The organism is Pseudomonas fluorescens (genome assembly GCF_041354075.1).
Classification (GTDB): Bacteria; Pseudomonadota; Gammaproteobacteria; order Pseudomonadales; family Pseudomonadaceae; genus Aquipseudomonas; species Aquipseudomonas fluorescens_CE.
Window position 1 is genome coordinate 328,254 of record NZ_JARZGC010000002.1, and the last position, 14,942, is coordinate 343,195.

The window sequence follows — 14,942 nt, forward strand, 5'->3', positions numbered from 1 at the left end:
CGGTCCGGACCATCATTGGCATCGATATCCATCATCGCCACGAATGCCTTCCGCTTGATGACCAGCCGCGTAGGATCACTCTCAATCCACCACGAAACCCCAGACCGGAGGGGCCACAACATGTTGATTCATCTGCTGACCTGCATGGCCCTGACAGCGCTCACGCTGAGCGTTTTTTCGTGGTATGTCCTGACCGAGGAGTGCTCTTCATGATCCAGATCGTCAACCTTCGCGTGAGCTTCCCCGTATTCGGCAAGAACTACTATTCGCAGCAGGTGGTGTCGCGTAAAACCCATGCCCTGGTGTTCAACGAGAAATTCGACGACTTGCTGATGCCCGCCGCCGCCCATCACTTCAGCAATGAGGTGATCGGCCTCAACGATCAGTTTCGCTTCCTGACCGACGTGCTCGCCGAGCACCTGCTGGATGTCGAGGCGGCTCGCCAGGGCTCACGTTCCTTCACGTTCTGACGGCGACTGCCCGCAGACCTCACGCATGCACCCTCTCAACCAGCGGTGCACCGGGTCGGCGTCCATGCGCGGATGCCAGAGCATCGCGACCGTGAACGCCGGCAAGGAGAATGGCAGGACAAAGCTGTGCATCCCCGTGCGCAGGCTCTCGGTGTAGTGCGCGGGAATCGTCGCCACCAGATCGGTAACGCGAGCGAGCGCCAGCGCCGTGGAGAAGCCCGCCACGGAGGTCACGATCTGCCGCTGCAGGTCCAGCCGCGCCAACGCTTCGTCCACCGGCCCCTTGTCCAGCCCCCGCCGGGAGACGGCGACATGCCCGCAGGCGGCAAAACGCTCGGCGCTGATCTCGCCCCGGCTCAGCGGATGGCCCTTGCGCACCACACCGATGAAATGATCGCGAAACAAACCCTGGGTGCGCAGCTCGGGGCTGGCTGAATCCCCTACCACACCGGTTTCCAGATCGACGCTGCCCTCACGCAACGCGGTGCTGTCCTTGTCCGGCTTGCCGATAAAGCGCAGGCGTACGCCCGGAGCCTGTCTGGCGACCCGGGCAATCAACGCCGCGCCGAAGCTGTCGACGAACCCCTCACGCGTGCGCAGCGTGAACGTGCGCATCAATTGGCTCAGGTCCGGCGGCTGCACCGGGCGCAGCATGGCTTCGGCCTCCTGCACCAGCGGGCCAATCCGCTCGCGCAACTCCAGCGCCCGGGGCGTCGCCACCAGCCCCCTTCCCGCCCGTACCAGCAACGGATCACCGGTGGTTTCACGCAGCCGTGCCAACGCCCGGCTCATGGCCGAGGGGCTCAGGCGCAAGCGCTTGGCCGCGCGGGCCACGCTGCCCTCGGTGAGCAGCACGTCCAGGGTCACCAACAGATTGAAATCGGGAGTGGACATGATTCGCCCCATGACAGTGAGATGGCGTTGTATGCATCAGTAAAGTGCAACGGGTGCGTCTTCCGCCATGTTAGTCGTCGGCGTAGATTTCTGATAGCCGCACACGGCCGCTCAGGAGGAACCCATGAAACCGACGATTGCCACCGTGGACGACGCGTCAGCCGCACCTTCGGTGCGTTGGGCGCTGGTCAGCCTTTCGCTGTCGATCTTGCTGTCGTCCCTGGGCACCAGCATCGCCAACATTGGTCTGCCGACGCTGGCACAGGTGTTCGACGCAAGCTTTCAACAGGTGCAATGGGTGGTGCTGGCCTACCTGCTGGCCATCACCACGCTGATCGTCAGCGCCGGCCGGCTCGGCGACCTGATCGGTCGGCGGCGTCTGCTGCTGGCCGGCATCGGCCTGTTTGCCCTCGCTTCGTTCCTGTGCAGCCTGGCCCCGACACTGGGGTGGCTGGTGGGCGCCCGGGCGCTGCAAGGGCTGGGCGCGGCGGCGATGATGGCGCTGACCATGGCCTTCGTCGGCGCGGCGGTGCCCAAGGAAAAGACCGGCAGCGCCATGGGCCTGCTGGGTACCATGTCGGCGATCGGCACCGCCACCGGGCCTTCGCTGGGCGGCCTGCTGATCACCGGGTTCGGCTGGCAGGCGCTGTTCCTGGCCAGCGTGCCGCTGGGCCTGCTGGCGCTGTATCTGGCGCATCGCTTTCTGCCGGCTGATCGCCCACAGCCGGTCAATGGCCGCAGTGGCTTTGACGCCCTGGGCACCCTGCTGCTGGCGCTGACGCTGGCGGCCTACTCGTTGGCGATGACCCTCGGGCGCGGGCATTTCACGGCGCTCAACCTGGGCTTGCTGCTGGCGGCCGGCATCGGCCTGGGGCTGTTCGTGTTCACCGAGCGGCGCGTCGCTTCGCCGCTGATTCGCCTGACGCTGTTCCGTAACCGCGTGCTGAGCAGCAGCCTGGCCATGAGCACGCTGGTGGCGACGGTGATCATGACCATGCTGGTGGTCGGGCCCTTCTACCTCACCCACGGACTCGGGCTGAACCCGATGGCCGCCGGCCTGGTGCTGGCGGTCGGCCCCGGCGTCGCGGCGCTCACCGGCGTGCCCGCCGGCCGCGTCGCCGACCGTTTTGGCGCGCAACGGATGACCGTCGTCGGGCTGCTCGGCATGGCACTCGGCTGCCTGGCCCTGGCGCTGCTGCCACACACGGTCGGTGTTGCAGGCTACGTCGTCTCGGTGGTGGTGCTGACGCTTGGCTATGGCGTGTTCCAGACCGCCAACAACACCACGGTCATGAGCGATGTCGCGTCCGAGCAGCGCGGTGTCATCTCGGGCATGCTCAACCTGTCGCGCAACCTCGGGCTGATCACCGGCGCCTCGCTGATGGGCGCGGTGTTCGCCTTTGCCTCGCCGTCGGTTGAGCCGGAGGGGGTGGCGCAGGGGATGCGGGTGACGTTTGGGGTGGCGTTAGGATTGATTCTCCTGGCCATCGCAGTTTCCTGTAGGAGCGAGCATGCTCGCGATGGTCGTTAACGATGACGCGGGGTGTCAGGTTGCCAGCGTTATCGTTCACCTCCATCGCGAGCATGCTCGCTCCGACAGGGGATGGGGAAATCGGTGGACGGGGTGACCGTTGGCCGCGCCGGGTTGCGAGGGGCTGCATCGCGGCCTATGGTCCAAGCAAGACATCTGCGCTGGTCCAACATGAGGTGACCCCATGCCGAATGACTCCCGCCCTGCCGTCCTCGAGCTAATCGGCAACACGCCGCTGGTGCGTGTCAGCCGCTTCGACACCGGCCCCTGCACGCTGTTTCTCAAGCTTGAATCGCAAAACCCCGGTGGCTCGATCAAGGACCGGATCGGCCTGGCGATGATCGATGCCGCCGAGCGTGACGGCTCGCTGAAACCCGGCGGCACCATCGTCGAAGCCACCGCCGGCAACACCGGACTGGGCCTGGCCCTGGTCGGTCGGGCCAAGGGCTATCGGGTGGTGCTGGTGGTGCCGGACAAGATGTCCACCGAGAAAGTCCTGCACCTGAAGGCCATGGGCGCCGAGGTGCACATCACCCGATCCGACGTCGGCAAGGGCCACCCCGATTATTACCAGGACGTCGCCGCACGCCTGGCGCTGGAAATACCCGACGCATTCTTCGCCGACCAGTTCAACAACCCCGCCAACCCGCTGGCCCACGAGTGCAGCACCGCACCCGAGATCTGGGCGCAAACCCAGCATGACGTGGACGCCATTGTCGTCGGCGTCGGCTCGGCCGGCACGCTGACAGGGCTGACCCGTTTCTTCAAGCGGGTCCAGCCCGACCTGGCCATGGTGCTAGCCGATCCGGTCGGTTCGGTGATGGCCGAATACAGCCGCAGCGGCACCATGACCACCCCCGGTTCCTGGGCGGTGGAAGGCATTGGCGAAGATTTCATTCCGTCGATTGCCGACCTGTCCAGCGTGCGCCACGCCTACTCGATCAGCGACGAGGAAAGTTTCGATCACGCCCGCCAGTTGCTGCGCGCCGAAGGCATTCTCGGCGGCTCCTCCACCGGCACCCTGCTGGCCGCCGCGTTGCGTTATTGCCGCGAACAGACCGAGCCCAAGCGCGTGGTCAGCTTCGTCTGCGACACCGGCACTCGTTACCTGTCGAAGGTCTACAACGACCAATGGATGAACGATCAGGGCCTGCTGGCGCGCAAACCCTATGGCGACCTGCGCGACGTGATTGCCCGGCGTTTCGAGGACGGCCGGGTGATCAGCGTCAGCCCCGACGATACCCTGCTCACCGCCTTCCAGCGCATGCGCCTGGCGGATGTGTCGCAATTGCCGGTGTTGAGCAATGGCCGGCAACTGGTCGGCGTGATCGACGAATCCGACATCCTGCTGGGCATGCAGGCAGATCCTTCACACTTTCGCTTGACCGTGGCCAGCGCAATGACCGACAAAGTGGAAACCCTGCCTGCCAGCGCCAGCCTCGCCGAGTTGCAGGTGGAACTCGATCGCGGCCTGGTGGCAATCATTGCCGACGCCTCGGGCTTTCACGGGCTGATCACCCGCGTCGACCTGCTCAATCATCTACGGAGATCCCTTGCATGAGTCAACACGATGAAAACGCCGCACCACGTGCCTTCGCCACTCGGGTGATCCACGCCGGGCAAGCGCCGGACCCCACCACCGGGGCGTTGATGCCACCGATTTATGCCAACTCCACCTACCTGCAACAAAGCCCCGGCGTGCACAAGGGCTTCGACTACGGGCGCTCGCACAACCCGACGCGCTTTGCCCTGGAGCGCTGCGTCGCCGACCTCGAGGGCGGCACCCAGGCCTTTGCCTTCGCCTCCGGGCTGGCGGCGATATCCACGGTGCTGGAACTGCTGGACGCCGGCTCGCACATTGTCTCCGGCAACGACCTGTACGGCGGCACCTTCCGGCTGTTCGACAAGGTGCGCAAACGCAGCGCCGGGCACCGTTTCAGCTTCGTCGACCTGACCGACCTGTCGGCCTTCGAAGCGGCGCTGGAAGACGACACCCGGATGGTGTGGGTCGAGACGCCGAGCAACCCCTTGTTGAGCCTGACCGACCTCGCGGCCGTTGCGCGTATCTGCCGCGCCCGCGGCATTATCTGCGTCGCCGACAACACCTTTGCCAGCCCGTGGATCCAGCGTCCGCTGGAACTGGGGTTCGACGTCGTGCTGCACTCCACCACCAAATACCTCAATGGCCACTCGGACGTGATCGGCGGCATTGCGGTGGTCGGGCAAAACCCGGAACTGGCCGAACGCCTGGGCTTCCTGCAGAACTCGATTGGCGCGATCTCCGGGCCTTTCGACGCGTTCCTGACCCTGCGCGGGGTGAAGACCCTGGCGCTGCGCATGGAACGTCATTGCAGCAACGCCCTGGAACTGGCGCAGTGGCTGGAGCGTCAGCCGCAGGTTGCACGCGTCTATTATCCGGGCCTGCCTTCACACCCTCAGCATGAGCTGGCCAAGCGGCAGATGCGCGGGTTTGGCGGGATGATTTCCATCGACCTCAACACCGACCTGGCGGGCGCCCGGCGCTTCCTCGAGAACGTGCAGATCTTCGCCCTGGCCGAAAGTCTGGGCGGTGTGGAAAGCCTGATCGAACACCCGGCCATCATGACCCACGCCACCATCCCGGCCGCGACCCGGGCCCAGTTGGGCATTGGTGACGGGTTGGTGCGGATGTCGGTGGGGGTCGAGGATGTGGAAGACCTGCGCGCGGACCTGGCGCAGGCGTTGGCAAGGATCTGAGGCTGAGGCCTTAAACTGTAGGAGCGAGCATGCTCGCGATGGTGGTGAACGATAACGCTGGCAACCTGACACCCATCGTCATCGTTAACGACCATCGCGCGCATGCTCGCTCCTACAGTAGACGCGATTTCCTATTTATCGGACTTGATACTGGTCCACGCCCGCGTACGCACCCGCTCCAGTTTCTGCGGCAGCGGTTGCACCACGTACAGGGTTTTCAATGCTTCTGGCGTAGGCGTCAGGTTCGGGTTGCCGGTGATTTCCTTGTTGATCAGCGGCAGCGAGTCCTTGTTGGCGTTGGGGTAGCCGAGGAAATCACTGATCGGGGCGATGACTTTCGGGTCCAGCAAGGTGTTGAGAAACGCGTGGGCTTCCTCGACATTTTTCGAGCTTTTCGGGATGGCGAAGGTGTCGAACCAGATGGGTGCGCCCTCCTTCGGCAGACGCCAGTCGACGACCACACCGTTACCCGCTTCCTTGGCCCGGTTGCCGAACTGGTAGAAGCTGCCCGAATAACCGATGGCGACGCAGATGTCCCCGTTGGCAATGTCGGTCATGTACTTGGCGGAGTTGAAGTAGGTGACGTACGGACGCACCTTCATCATCAGCGCCTTGGCTTTCTCGTAGTCGTCCGGGTTCTGGCTGTTGGGGTCCAGGCCCAGGTAGTGCAAGGCGATCGGCAGGATTTCCGACGGTGAATCAAGCATGGCCACGCCGCAGGATTTCAGCTTTTCCATGTATTCGGGCTTGAACACCAGGTCCCAGCTGTCCACCGGCGCATTGTCGCCCAGCGCCGCCTTGACCTTGGCCGGGTTGAAGCCGATCAGCACCGTGCCGTACATGTAGGGCACGCCGTACTGGTTGCCGGGGTCGTTCTTGTCCAGCAGCTTGAGCAGCGCCGGGTCCTGGTGCGACCAGTTGGGCAGCTTGGACTTGTCCAGTTTCTGGAACACGCCGGCCTTGATCTGGGTTTCAATGAACTGGTTGGACGGCACCACCAGGTCGTAGCCCGAGTTGCCGGTCAACAGTTTGGCTTCCAGCGCCTCGTTGGTATCGAAGGTGTCCCAGGTCACTTTGATCCCGGTTTTCTGGGCGAAATCCTTGGGCACGGACGGCAGGATGTAATCCGCCCAGTTGTACACCCGCAGTTCCTGATCTTTGGCCTGCACGGCGCTGGCCAGCAGCGTCAGCCCACAAACGGTGGCGCCCAGTATGCGTTTCATCATGACCATGAAGAATTCCCCAAGTGTGTCGCGTGGTTTTTATGTTCTGTACACGGCAGGCCTTGAAATTGCCTGAGGCAAGGAAAACAGGATTCTAGTTGTGGTTTGGCGGACGTGCTGCGACAGCCGTCCTGACTCGATTTTTGCTGACAGGGTGGTCGGTTCATAGTGCGAGGTCGGCCAAAAGGGGATCGAAATGGCCAATATGAATGTCCCGGAGGATGCGGCACGGGTGCGCCAACTGTAGGAGCGAGCATGCTCCGGGCGGCGTTCCGACGATGGTCGTGAACGAATACGCGGGGTGTCAGGCTGCCAACGTTATCGTTGACGTCCATCGCGAGCATGCTCGCTCCTACAACAGTTGGGGGTTCAGAAACGTCAAAGCCCGCACTAGGCGGGCTTTGGTGTTTGAGTAGGTGGCCGGTGCTGGTCTCCGGCTTACAAGGTTTATCAGGCCTCTCACACAAGAGTTTTGTGCTCTTGTGCTTCACACGGCATAAGGGCTGGATCTCAGCGCGGAGATCTTTCTAACCGTGTACCCTTCGGCACGCGCCCCACGTGTCCTTGCCATCCGCTTGCGCATCAGTCTGCGTCTTCACCTACCTGTACAAGAATAGCCCGCTGCCGGCGACTCGGACGGCTGTTTTTAGATCGATTTCGTCCGCTGCGAAGCCCTGCACAAAGCAAAGAAAATAACCGCCGGCCACGACCACCACGGATTCTTGCGCAATTCGGCAACAGTGTTTGTCTTTGCGCCTGCTATTTGAGCCCGCCACAAATCCCTAGCATTCACCTCAACCCGGCAGTCAACCCAACGCCGGGCGACAACCCCAATCAAGATGAGGTGAATCCCATGAAAGCATTGAAAATCGCGCTGTTGGTTGCCCTGACCGGCGTCGCCGCCCAGGCGTTCTCCGACGACACGCCGGCCCCCGCAGCAGCCAGCCAGATTCCGGTCGAGCGCTACCAGTACGGCATGCAGCTCGATATCCAGAAGGTCATCACCGTGTCGGAGATCGCCAACGAGTGCGCCCCCGTACCGGCACAAATGACCTATGAAGACTCGCAGGGCAAGCGCCACATCCTGCAGTACCAGGTCATGGGCACAGGCTGTTCAGCCGGTTGATCACCGTGCGGACGCTGGAGGGTCGACACTCCATGCCTGCCGCTCACGCTTCAGGGTTTCCCGGCGGAACCGGCAACCTGCTCATCGGCGGCCAGCAACACCGGCATGTAATCTTTCAGAAACTCCACCCAGGTTCTTGTCTTCGCGTCGACGAACTTTCGTGACGGGTAAATCGCATACAAGTTGAACTCCTCGAAGTGGTAGTCCGGCAACACTCGCACCAGGGTGCCCGCCTTCAAACCCGCAACCGCCGAAGCAATCGGCTGAATCCCGATTCCCATCCCCTTGTTGATGGCGACCGTCATCGCGTCGGCGGTATTGACGTGAAATGGCGACAGCGGAAGGTCCACCGTTTCCATACCGTCAGGCCCCTCGAAGACCCAGCTTTCCACCGGCATGACCGTGTTCACGATCCGCAGGCAGTCATGTTCGGCCAGCGCTTGCGGCGAGTCGGGGTAGCCGCGCTTGTGCAGGTAGTGGGGTGATGCGCAGAGAATGCTGTAGGTGATGCCCAGCCGTTGCGCCACGAACCCCGAATCGGGCAGGTCCCGCGCCAGCACGATCGACATGTCGTAGCCCTCCTCCAGCAAATCGGGCAACCGGTTGGTCAGGGCCAGGTCAAACATCACCGACGGGTGCATCTCACGGTATCTGGCAATGGCGTCGATCACGTAATGATTGCCGATGGCCGACATGGCATGAATCTTCAGCCGGCCCACCGGCGTGGTGAGAGCGGTGCCCGCTTCCTCATCGGCCTCCCGCACTTGGTCAAGAATGCTCTCGCAGCGTTGCAGGTAACGCACCCCGGCTTCGGTCAACGCCTGGCGTCGGGTGGTGCGGTTGATCAGGCGCGTCTGCAACCTGGCTTCCAGGCCGGTGATTGCCTTGGACACGTTGGTCGTGGTGGTGTCGAGGGTGTGGGCCGCCGCCGTGAAGCTGCCGCTTTGCGCGACGGCAACGAAAAAACGCATGGTCTGGAACAGGTCCATCGCGAGCCTCGCAAGGGAATCAAAAGGGCGACCTTACACAAGGCCGCCCTCCTCGTCGTCGGTTATTTCTTGCGTGGAATGAACCCCGGCACACCGGTTTCCACCACCGAATTGAAGCGGATCCGCGTCGTGATCTCCTCCCGGATTTCCAGCATCGCCCGCTGCGGCAAGGTGGACAGATCGAAGTTCTCGCGGATGTGAGCCGGTGTCGCCGAGGTGGTCAGAAACGCCGAGCCGCGCTGCACCGCCCAGGCCAGCGCAACCTGCGCCGGGGTTTTCTGCACGCGTCGGGCGATCCCGGTGATCACCGCGTCTTCCAGGACGTTGGGCTGCATGCCATGGCCCAGCGGAGCGAACGCCAGCACGATGATGCCCTGTGCCTTGCAGAACTCGAGCAGCTCCCATTCCGGCAGGTAAGGATGAGCTTCGACCTGCACCACCGCAGGCTTGATCCGCGCCTGCGCGACAATCGCCTGCAAAGCCGGCAAGGTGATATCCGACAGCCCAATGGCTTTGCATCGTCCTTCATCCACCAGGCGCTCCAATGCCCGCCAGGTTTCGATCAGGGTCACGCCGGCGTCGTAAATGACGTTACCGTGTTCATCCCGTGGGTCCTGGTTGTCACCGGGTTGAAAGGCAAAAGGCGTGTGGATCAGGTAGCAGTCGATGTAGTCGAGCTGCAGGCGGCGACAACTGGCTTCGAACGCCGGCAGAACCCGTTCGGGACGATGGTTGGTGTTCCACAATTTGCTGGTGACGAACAGGTCTTCGCGGCGCACCGCCCCGCTGTCCAGCGCTTGCCTGAACGCAACGCCGACCGCTTCTTCATTGCGATAACGCTCGGCGCAATCGAAATGCCGGAATCCTGCCTCCAGCGCGTCGGTGACGGCCTGGGTGGTGACGCTCAGATCGCGGAACAAAGTGCCAAAGCCAACGGCCGGCATCTCGCCCGCCCCATTGACCAGGGGATACCGGGTATCGCGAAGTCCATCGTGAAACGCTTCATATGACATGTCGTTACTCCACTGCTGGCGGCCGAAGCCGTTACTGATAGAAAGATCCTGAGTGTTCGCGAGCGGCCAACCGCTGTTCGGAAGCACCGACGGCATTGCCTCCGAGCGCCACGTACAGCTGGACCGTGTCGAGGTACTGCGCGGTCTTCGCGCGGAGTTGCCCGAGCAGCGCCTGCTGATAGGCGCGTTCCGCTTCCAGCACCTGGAGAATGCTGGTCTCGCCCTGGGCATAGGCTTGCCGGTTCAACTGCACACTGGTTTGCGCCGCCCGCAACGCCTGTTCCTGCGCCTGATATTCCTCGGCGTCGTGGTTGATCGCTTGCAACGTGTCGGCGACCTGGCCGAACGAACTGATCACGGTCTGCCGGTACCCGGCGAGTGCCGCTTTGTAGCCATCGACCGCTGCCTGACGTTCAGCCTCCAGGGTGCCTCCATCGAACAACGGACCGGCCAATCCGGCGGCGAAGCCCCAAAGTGCGGCCCCGCCATTGCCAGAGGCGGCCTGGGCCAATGAGGCGGAAAGCGTGACGCGCGGATACAGATTGGCGGTCGCGACGCCGATGGCTGCACTGGCCATGTGCAACTGGGCCTCGGCTTGCAGGACGTCCGGGCGGTCGTGGGCCATTTCAGAGGGCAGGCTGACCGGGACGCTGGCCGGCAAGACAAACTCGTCGAGGTCGAAGTCCGGCGCGATCCAGTCACCCGGCCCCTTCCCCGCCAGGATCGACAACGCGTGGCGTGCCGCATCGCGCTGCTGCGCCAGGGCAGGCAACAGCGTGCGGTCCTGGGCCAGCCGGGTTTCGGCCAGCGAGACGTCGATCTGTGTGGTGCTGCCATTGGCGTGGGCCATGCGCACCAGTTCGAGGTTGCGCATGTCATTGGCCAGCAGCGTGTGCACGGCTCGCATCTGCGCGTTGGCCGAAGCCACCAGCAGCGCCTGGCTGGCGACGTTGCCGGTCAAGGCCAGGTACGCCGCGTCATAGCGATGTTTGTGCAGATCGCTGAAGGCTTGCTGCTGCTCGACCCGGCGCTGGTTGCCAGCAAAAACGTCAAGGTCGAAACCGACCCGTGGGCCGATGGCATAGACGTTCGAAATCGACGGTTCTTTCGCGTTATGCACCCGTTGGCGGCCGGCCTGGGCGCCCAGGTCAACCTGCGGATACAGCGCGCCTTGCGCCGCCGCCACCGAGGAAGCGGCCTGGCGCAGGGTGGCGTCGGCCGCGACCAGTTCGAGGTTGCCATCAATGGCGCGACGAACCACACGATCCAGTGTTGGCGACTGGAACGCCGCCCACCAATCGCCCTTGATCGTGCGGCCAAGGGCGATGCGCTGCTGGCCAGCGCCGCCGAGGCGCAGTTCGGCCTGTCGGTCGTAATGCTGCGACGGGCTCGGCGGCGGCCCCTGATAATCGGGGCCGACGGTGCAGGCACTGAGGAACGCCAGCGCCGCCAGGGCGCCGAAGCTGTTGTTGAACCGGTTGAAGCGTGCAGGGGATGTCATGGGATGATCTCCACGGGAACTAGTGAGCCGCAGCAGGCCTGCGCAGAAAGACAACCAGCGGGCTGACCAGAAGCATCGCCACCAGCAAAATCCTGAACTGGCCGACCACGGCGATAAAAGCGGCCTGGTGGGTGATCAGGTGGTTAAGTCCCTCCAGCGTTTGCAGCGAGCTGGACGCCAGGGCGTGGTACGGCGTCAGGTGGCTGGCCAGCGCCTGGTGCATCGCCTGGGTGTTGTTGAAGAAAAACAGCTGCACAATCGCCACCCCGAGGGTGCTGCCATAGACCCGCGACAAGTTGAACAGCCCCGTGCCCTCCTGGCGCAACGCCGGGTCGAGGGTGCTGAACGCCACCTGCGTCAGCGCCGGCATCAGGATGCCGATACCGATGCCCTGGATCGCGCCCGCCACGGCCACCGGCGATGCGTCCATCAGCGGCGAATAGCCGAGCATCAGCCAGTTGGCGTAGATCACCAGTGCCACCCCGGTCGCGACGAACAGGCGGCGGTCGAAACGCTCGGGCACCCGCCCCATCAACAGAAACGCGCCCACCAGCCCGATGCCGCGGGGAATTGTCAGCACGCCGGTGGTGTCCGGCGGGTAGCCGAGGATCTCGTCGAGCATCGGCGAGGTCAGCGCCATGGTCGACAACAGCACGAAACCGACAGCGAAGAAGATGATTGTCGACAGCACGAAATTGCGATCGGCAAACAAGCGTTTGTTGAGGAAATGCACCTTTCGCGTCAGCAGGTGCACCGCAAACAGGTACGCCCCCAGCGCACACCCCAGGGCCTCCAGCCAGATTTCGGTCGAGGCGAACCAGTCCAGGCGTTCGCCACGGTCGAGGAGCATTTGCAGGCTGATCAGCGCCAGGGTGAAGGTGCCGAAACCGAAGAAATCGAACGCCGGCACCTGCGCCGCCGGTTTCTCTTTCAGCCACAGCGCCATCACCATGAAGAGACAGGCCGCCAATGGCACACTGATGTAGAAGATCGGCCGCCAGTCATGGTGCTCGCCGATCCAACCGCCCAGGCTTGGGCCGCTGACGATGCCGAACAGCACGATGGCGGTCCAGGTCGCGCCAAACTTCGCGCGTTGTTCCGCTGCCAGGGTATCCAGGGCAATCGCCATCGACAGTGGCGCGAGCACTCCGCTCGCCAGCCCCTGCAGAATCCGCGCACCGATGAACTGAAGCGAAGTGCTGCTCAGCGTGCCGAGGATCAAGCCGAGCGCGAAGCACAGCAGTGCCGTCAGGTACACCCGTTTAACGCCAAAGCGTGCCGCCAGCCACGACGCCATCGGCAAGGTAATGGCGCTCGCGGCGAGGTACGCGGTGAAAATCCAGCCGGCCTGGTCGTCGGTCATCGACAGGCTGCCCTGGATCAACCGCAGTACCGCATTCGGCAGCGGCAGGTTCGCCGACTGCATGTAGGTCGCCAGCAGCGCGGCCAGCCTCAACGTTCGCCCGTTCATGACTCGGTCCCTGCGGACAACAGCGCCTTGAGCGGATGCCACCAGGGCCTGCGATAGCCGGTGTCGACCTTGACCGTGGCGCTGGTTCCGGAATACAGCGGCAGTGCCGGATTCGCTTCATCCAGTTCGAGACGCACCGGCACCCGCTGCACCACCTTGACCCAGTTGCCGGTGGCGTTTTCCGGCGGCAGCAAGGCGAAGTCCGAACCGGCTCCCGGGCTCAGGCTGGTTACGTGGGCCTTGAACAGGTGATCGGGGTAGGTGTCGATGCGAATGGTCGCTTCCTGGCCGGGGCGCATGTGCGTGACGTCGGTTTCGCGGAAGTTGGCCTCGATCCAGAGGTCCCGGGCGGACAGCAGCGCGAAGGCCGGCGTACCGTTGCTGACGTAATTGCCCACCTGCAAATCGTCGACCTTGGCCACGATACCGTCGGCAGGCGCAGACACCGTCGAATACGACAGATACAGCTGCGCCTCGTCGAGCTGTGCCCGGGCTTCGCGAACGCTCGGATGGCTGTCGGCGTCGATTGCCGGATTGCCGTTCAGGGCAACCACGGTGTTGGCGAGCTGTTGCTCGACAGCGGCGATACGTTGCCGTGCAACCTTGACGTCGGTGTCGGCACGCTCATACACCGCACGGGAGACAAACTCCGTCGCCACCAGGGCTTTTTTGCGCGTCAGTTCCTTCTGGTCGAACGCTGCCGACTCCCTGGCCGATTGCAGCTCAGCCTGTTGCTGGCGATAACTGGCTTTGAGCCCGTCGATGCGCAGGCGCGCCACGCTCAGTTGCGCTTCGGCGCGGTCGACCGCGATCTGCAAGGGTTTGGGGTCGATGCGAAACAGCACCTGGCCCTTGTGCACGAGCTGGTTGTCCTGCACGGCGATCTCGATCACCTGACCGGAAACGCGCGCGTTGATCGCTGCCTTCGCCACCCGGGCGTAAGCATTGTCGGTGGACACAAAGGGCTCGCCGGCCAGGTAATACGCGTAGCCGACGGCGGCAACGATGGCCGGAACCCCCACCATCAGCAGTGGCCGCATCCTTTCCTTGAGTGGTTTGCTGCCAGGCGCGTCGGTCGGGTGCGGCCCCGGAGTAGCGATCTGTGTAGCTGGAATCTCGAACTGTCTGGTCATGATCGAATGCACCTATAACCGGGAAATCGGGCTGGCGCCCACTAGAAAACAGCCTCGCCGTGCGCCAACGGAGGATCGCTCCGCCGCGCCTGTTTCGTAGCGGCGCGACCCGGTTCGAGCGGCGCTTCAACAAACCTGCAACCAAGGAATTTCTGATTCCTTAATTTTGTGCGATGGTGTAAGAATATCCACAGAACGATCCCCCACTCAAGGATTTTGTACGATATGGCACAAAATAAACCCACCGAGGGCAAAGGACGCGGCCGTCCTCGCGCCTATGACCCGCAGACCGCCTTGCAGCAGGCGCTGGGGGTGTTCTGGAGCACCGGCTATTCCGGCGCGTCTCTGGACAGCATCGCCACGGCAGCGGGCATGAACCGTCCGAGCCTGTACGCCGCGTTCGGCGACAAACACGCCCTCTACATCAAGGCACTGGAGCAGTACTGGGAAACTGCCGCGGCGGCCATGCACGCAGCGCTGACGGACACCGGGCTGACGCTGCGCCAGGCGTTGACGCAGTTTTACGAGGGGCAACTGTCGATTTACTTTTCCGGGGAAGGCCAGCCCCGAGGCTGCTTTGCCATCGGTACGGCAACCACTGAAGCCGTGGAGGATGGGCAAATACGCGAGGTGTTGTCGGACCGCCTGAGTCGCCTCGATGCCGACCTGGAAAGCCGCCTGCGCACGGCCATCGAGCAGGGCGAGTTAGCCGCCGCTGTCGACCCGGCCGCCCTTGCCGTCCTGGCGTCGTCCTTGCTGCACAGCATTTCGATCCGCGCCCGGGCCGGCAAATCCCGGGCTGAATTGACCGAACTGGTGCGCAACGCGATCAACGTGATATGCGCGTGAAGGGGG

General features: G+C 63.5%; 13 protein-coding genes. 6 read left to right on the forward strand and 7 right to left on the reverse strand.

The window, feature by feature from the left end; all coding sequences use genetic code 11:
* Positions 1-209 precede the first annotated feature (209 nt).
* Positions 210-470: a hypothetical protein gene (locus QIW53_RS03790; RefSeq protein WP_371048349.1), complete on the forward strand. Its 261-nt coding sequence runs from the start codon at positions 210-212 to the stop codon at positions 468-470.
* On the opposite strand, the gene QIW53_RS03795 is transcribed toward QIW53_RS03790, so the two are convergent.
* Positions 450-1,364 carry a LysR family transcriptional regulator gene (locus QIW53_RS03795; RefSeq protein WP_371048350.1) on the reverse strand — a complete coding sequence of 305 codons (915 nt, stop codon included), beginning with the start codon at positions 1,362-1,364 and terminating at the stop codon, positions 450-452. The two genes, QIW53_RS03790 and QIW53_RS03795, sit on opposite strands and share 21 nt — an antisense overlap.
* A gap of 124 nt (positions 1,365-1,488) precedes the next feature.
* On the opposite strand from QIW53_RS03795, the gene QIW53_RS03800 reads away from it, so the two are divergent.
* From QIW53_RS03800 to QIW53_RS03810, 3 genes are all read left to right on the forward strand, one after another.
* Complete coding sequence (locus QIW53_RS03800; RefSeq protein WP_371048351.1) at positions 1,489-2,895, forward strand: MFS transporter; 1,407 nt, start codon at positions 1,489-1,491, stop codon at positions 2,893-2,895.
* 184 nt (positions 2,896-3,079) lie between these two features.
* Complete coding sequence (locus tag QIW53_RS03805) at positions 3,080-4,456, forward strand: pyridoxal-phosphate dependent enzyme (protein WP_371048352.1); 1,377 nt, start codon at positions 3,080-3,082, stop codon at positions 4,454-4,456.
* Complete coding sequence (locus tag QIW53_RS03810) at positions 4,453-5,631, forward strand: cystathionine gamma-synthase (RefSeq protein WP_371048353.1); 1,179 nt, start codon at positions 4,453-4,455, stop codon at positions 5,629-5,631. Before QIW53_RS03805 ends, QIW53_RS03810 begins: the two co-directional genes overlap by 4 nt.
* Before the next feature lie 131 nt (positions 5,632-5,762).
* Here the strand turns inward: QIW53_RS03810 and QIW53_RS03815 are convergent, their stop codons facing one another.
* Positions 5,763-6,863, reverse strand: a complete 1,101-nt coding sequence (locus QIW53_RS03815) for a polyamine ABC transporter substrate-binding protein (RefSeq protein WP_371048354.1) — start codon at positions 6,861-6,863, stop codon at positions 5,763-5,765.
* Positions 6,864-7,707: 844 nt separating this feature from the next.
* On the opposite strand from QIW53_RS03815, the gene QIW53_RS03820 reads away from it, so the two are divergent.
* On the forward strand, positions 7,708-7,980 hold the full coding sequence (locus QIW53_RS03820) for a DUF2790 domain-containing protein (RefSeq protein WP_192303672.1): 273 nt from the start codon (positions 7,708-7,710) through the stop codon (positions 7,978-7,980).
* A gap of 50 nt (positions 7,981-8,030) precedes the next feature.
* Here the strand turns inward: QIW53_RS03820 and QIW53_RS03825 are convergent, their stop codons facing one another.
* From QIW53_RS03825 to QIW53_RS03845, 5 genes are all read right to left on the reverse strand, one after another.
* A complete protein-coding gene (locus QIW53_RS03825) occupies positions 8,031-8,969 on the reverse strand; it encodes a LysR family transcriptional regulator (protein ID WP_192303674.1) in 939 nt (312 codons plus the stop codon).
* Positions 8,970-9,031: 62 nt separating this feature from the next.
* On the reverse strand, positions 9,032-9,982 hold the full coding sequence (locus QIW53_RS03830; protein ID WP_371048355.1) for an aldo/keto reductase: 951 nt from the start codon (positions 9,980-9,982) through the stop codon (positions 9,032-9,034).
* Positions 9,983-10,013: 31 nt separating this feature from the next.
* A complete protein-coding gene (locus QIW53_RS03835; protein WP_371048356.1) occupies positions 10,014-11,483 on the reverse strand; it encodes an efflux transporter outer membrane subunit in 1,470 nt (489 codons plus the stop codon).
* 19 nt (positions 11,484-11,502) lie between these two features.
* A complete protein-coding gene (locus QIW53_RS03840; RefSeq protein WP_192303680.1) occupies positions 11,503-12,954 on the reverse strand; it encodes a DHA2 family efflux MFS transporter permease subunit in 1,452 nt (483 codons plus the stop codon).
* Positions 12,951-14,087, reverse strand: a complete 1,137-nt coding sequence (locus QIW53_RS03845) for an HlyD family secretion protein (RefSeq protein ID WP_371048357.1) — start codon at positions 14,085-14,087, stop codon at positions 12,951-12,953. Before QIW53_RS03845 ends, QIW53_RS03840 begins: the two co-directional genes overlap by 4 nt.
* 225 nt (positions 14,088-14,312) lie before the next feature.
* On the opposite strand from QIW53_RS03845, the gene QIW53_RS03850 reads away from it, so the two are divergent.
* A complete protein-coding gene (locus QIW53_RS03850; RefSeq protein WP_371048358.1) occupies positions 14,313-14,936 on the forward strand; it encodes a TetR/AcrR family transcriptional regulator in 624 nt (207 codons plus the stop codon).
* Positions 14,937-14,942: the final 6 nt, after the last annotated feature.

Bases quoted from the DNA above. Each gene is read 5' to 3' on its own strand.
- QIW53_RS03790 (WP_371048349.1), top strand. From the start codon at position 210: ATGATCCAGATCGTCAACCTTCGCGTGAGCTTCCCCGTATTCGGCAAG.
- QIW53_RS03795 (WP_371048350.1), bottom strand. From the start codon at position 1,364: ATGTCCACTCCCGATTTCAATCTGTTGGTGACCCTGGACGTGCTGCTC.
- QIW53_RS03800 (WP_371048351.1), top strand. From the start codon at position 1,489: ATGAAACCGACGATTGCCACCGTGGACGACGCGTCAGCCGCACCTTCG.
- QIW53_RS03805 (WP_371048352.1), top strand. From the start codon at position 3,080: ATGCCGAATGACTCCCGCCCTGCCGTCCTCGAGCTAATCGGCAACACG.
- QIW53_RS03810 (WP_371048353.1), top strand. From the start codon at position 4,453: ATGAGTCAACACGATGAAAACGCCGCACCACGTGCCTTCGCCACTCGG.
- QIW53_RS03815 (WP_371048354.1), bottom strand. From the start codon at position 6,863: ATGGTCATGATGAAACGCATACTGGGCGCCACCGTTTGTGGGCTGACG.
- QIW53_RS03820 (WP_192303672.1), top strand. From the start codon at position 7,708: ATGAAAGCATTGAAAATCGCGCTGTTGGTTGCCCTGACCGGCGTCGCC.
- QIW53_RS03825 (WP_192303674.1), bottom strand. From the start codon at position 8,969: ATGGACCTGTTCCAGACCATGCGTTTTTTCGTTGCCGTCGCGCAAAGC.
- QIW53_RS03830 (WP_371048355.1), bottom strand. From the start codon at position 9,982: ATGTCATATGAAGCGTTTCACGATGGACTTCGCGATACCCGGTATCCC.
- QIW53_RS03835 (WP_371048356.1), bottom strand. From the start codon at position 11,483: ATGACATCCCCTGCACGCTTCAACCGGTTCAACAACAGCTTCGGCGCC.
- QIW53_RS03840 (WP_192303680.1), bottom strand. From the start codon at position 12,954: ATGAACGGGCGAACGTTGAGGCTGGCCGCGCTGCTGGCGACCTACATG.
- QIW53_RS03845 (WP_371048357.1), bottom strand. From the start codon at position 14,087: ATGACCAGACAGTTCGAGATTCCAGCTACACAGATCGCTACTCCGGGG.
- QIW53_RS03850 (WP_371048358.1), top strand. From the start codon at position 14,313: ATGGCACAAAATAAACCCACCGAGGGCAAAGGACGCGGCCGTCCTCGC.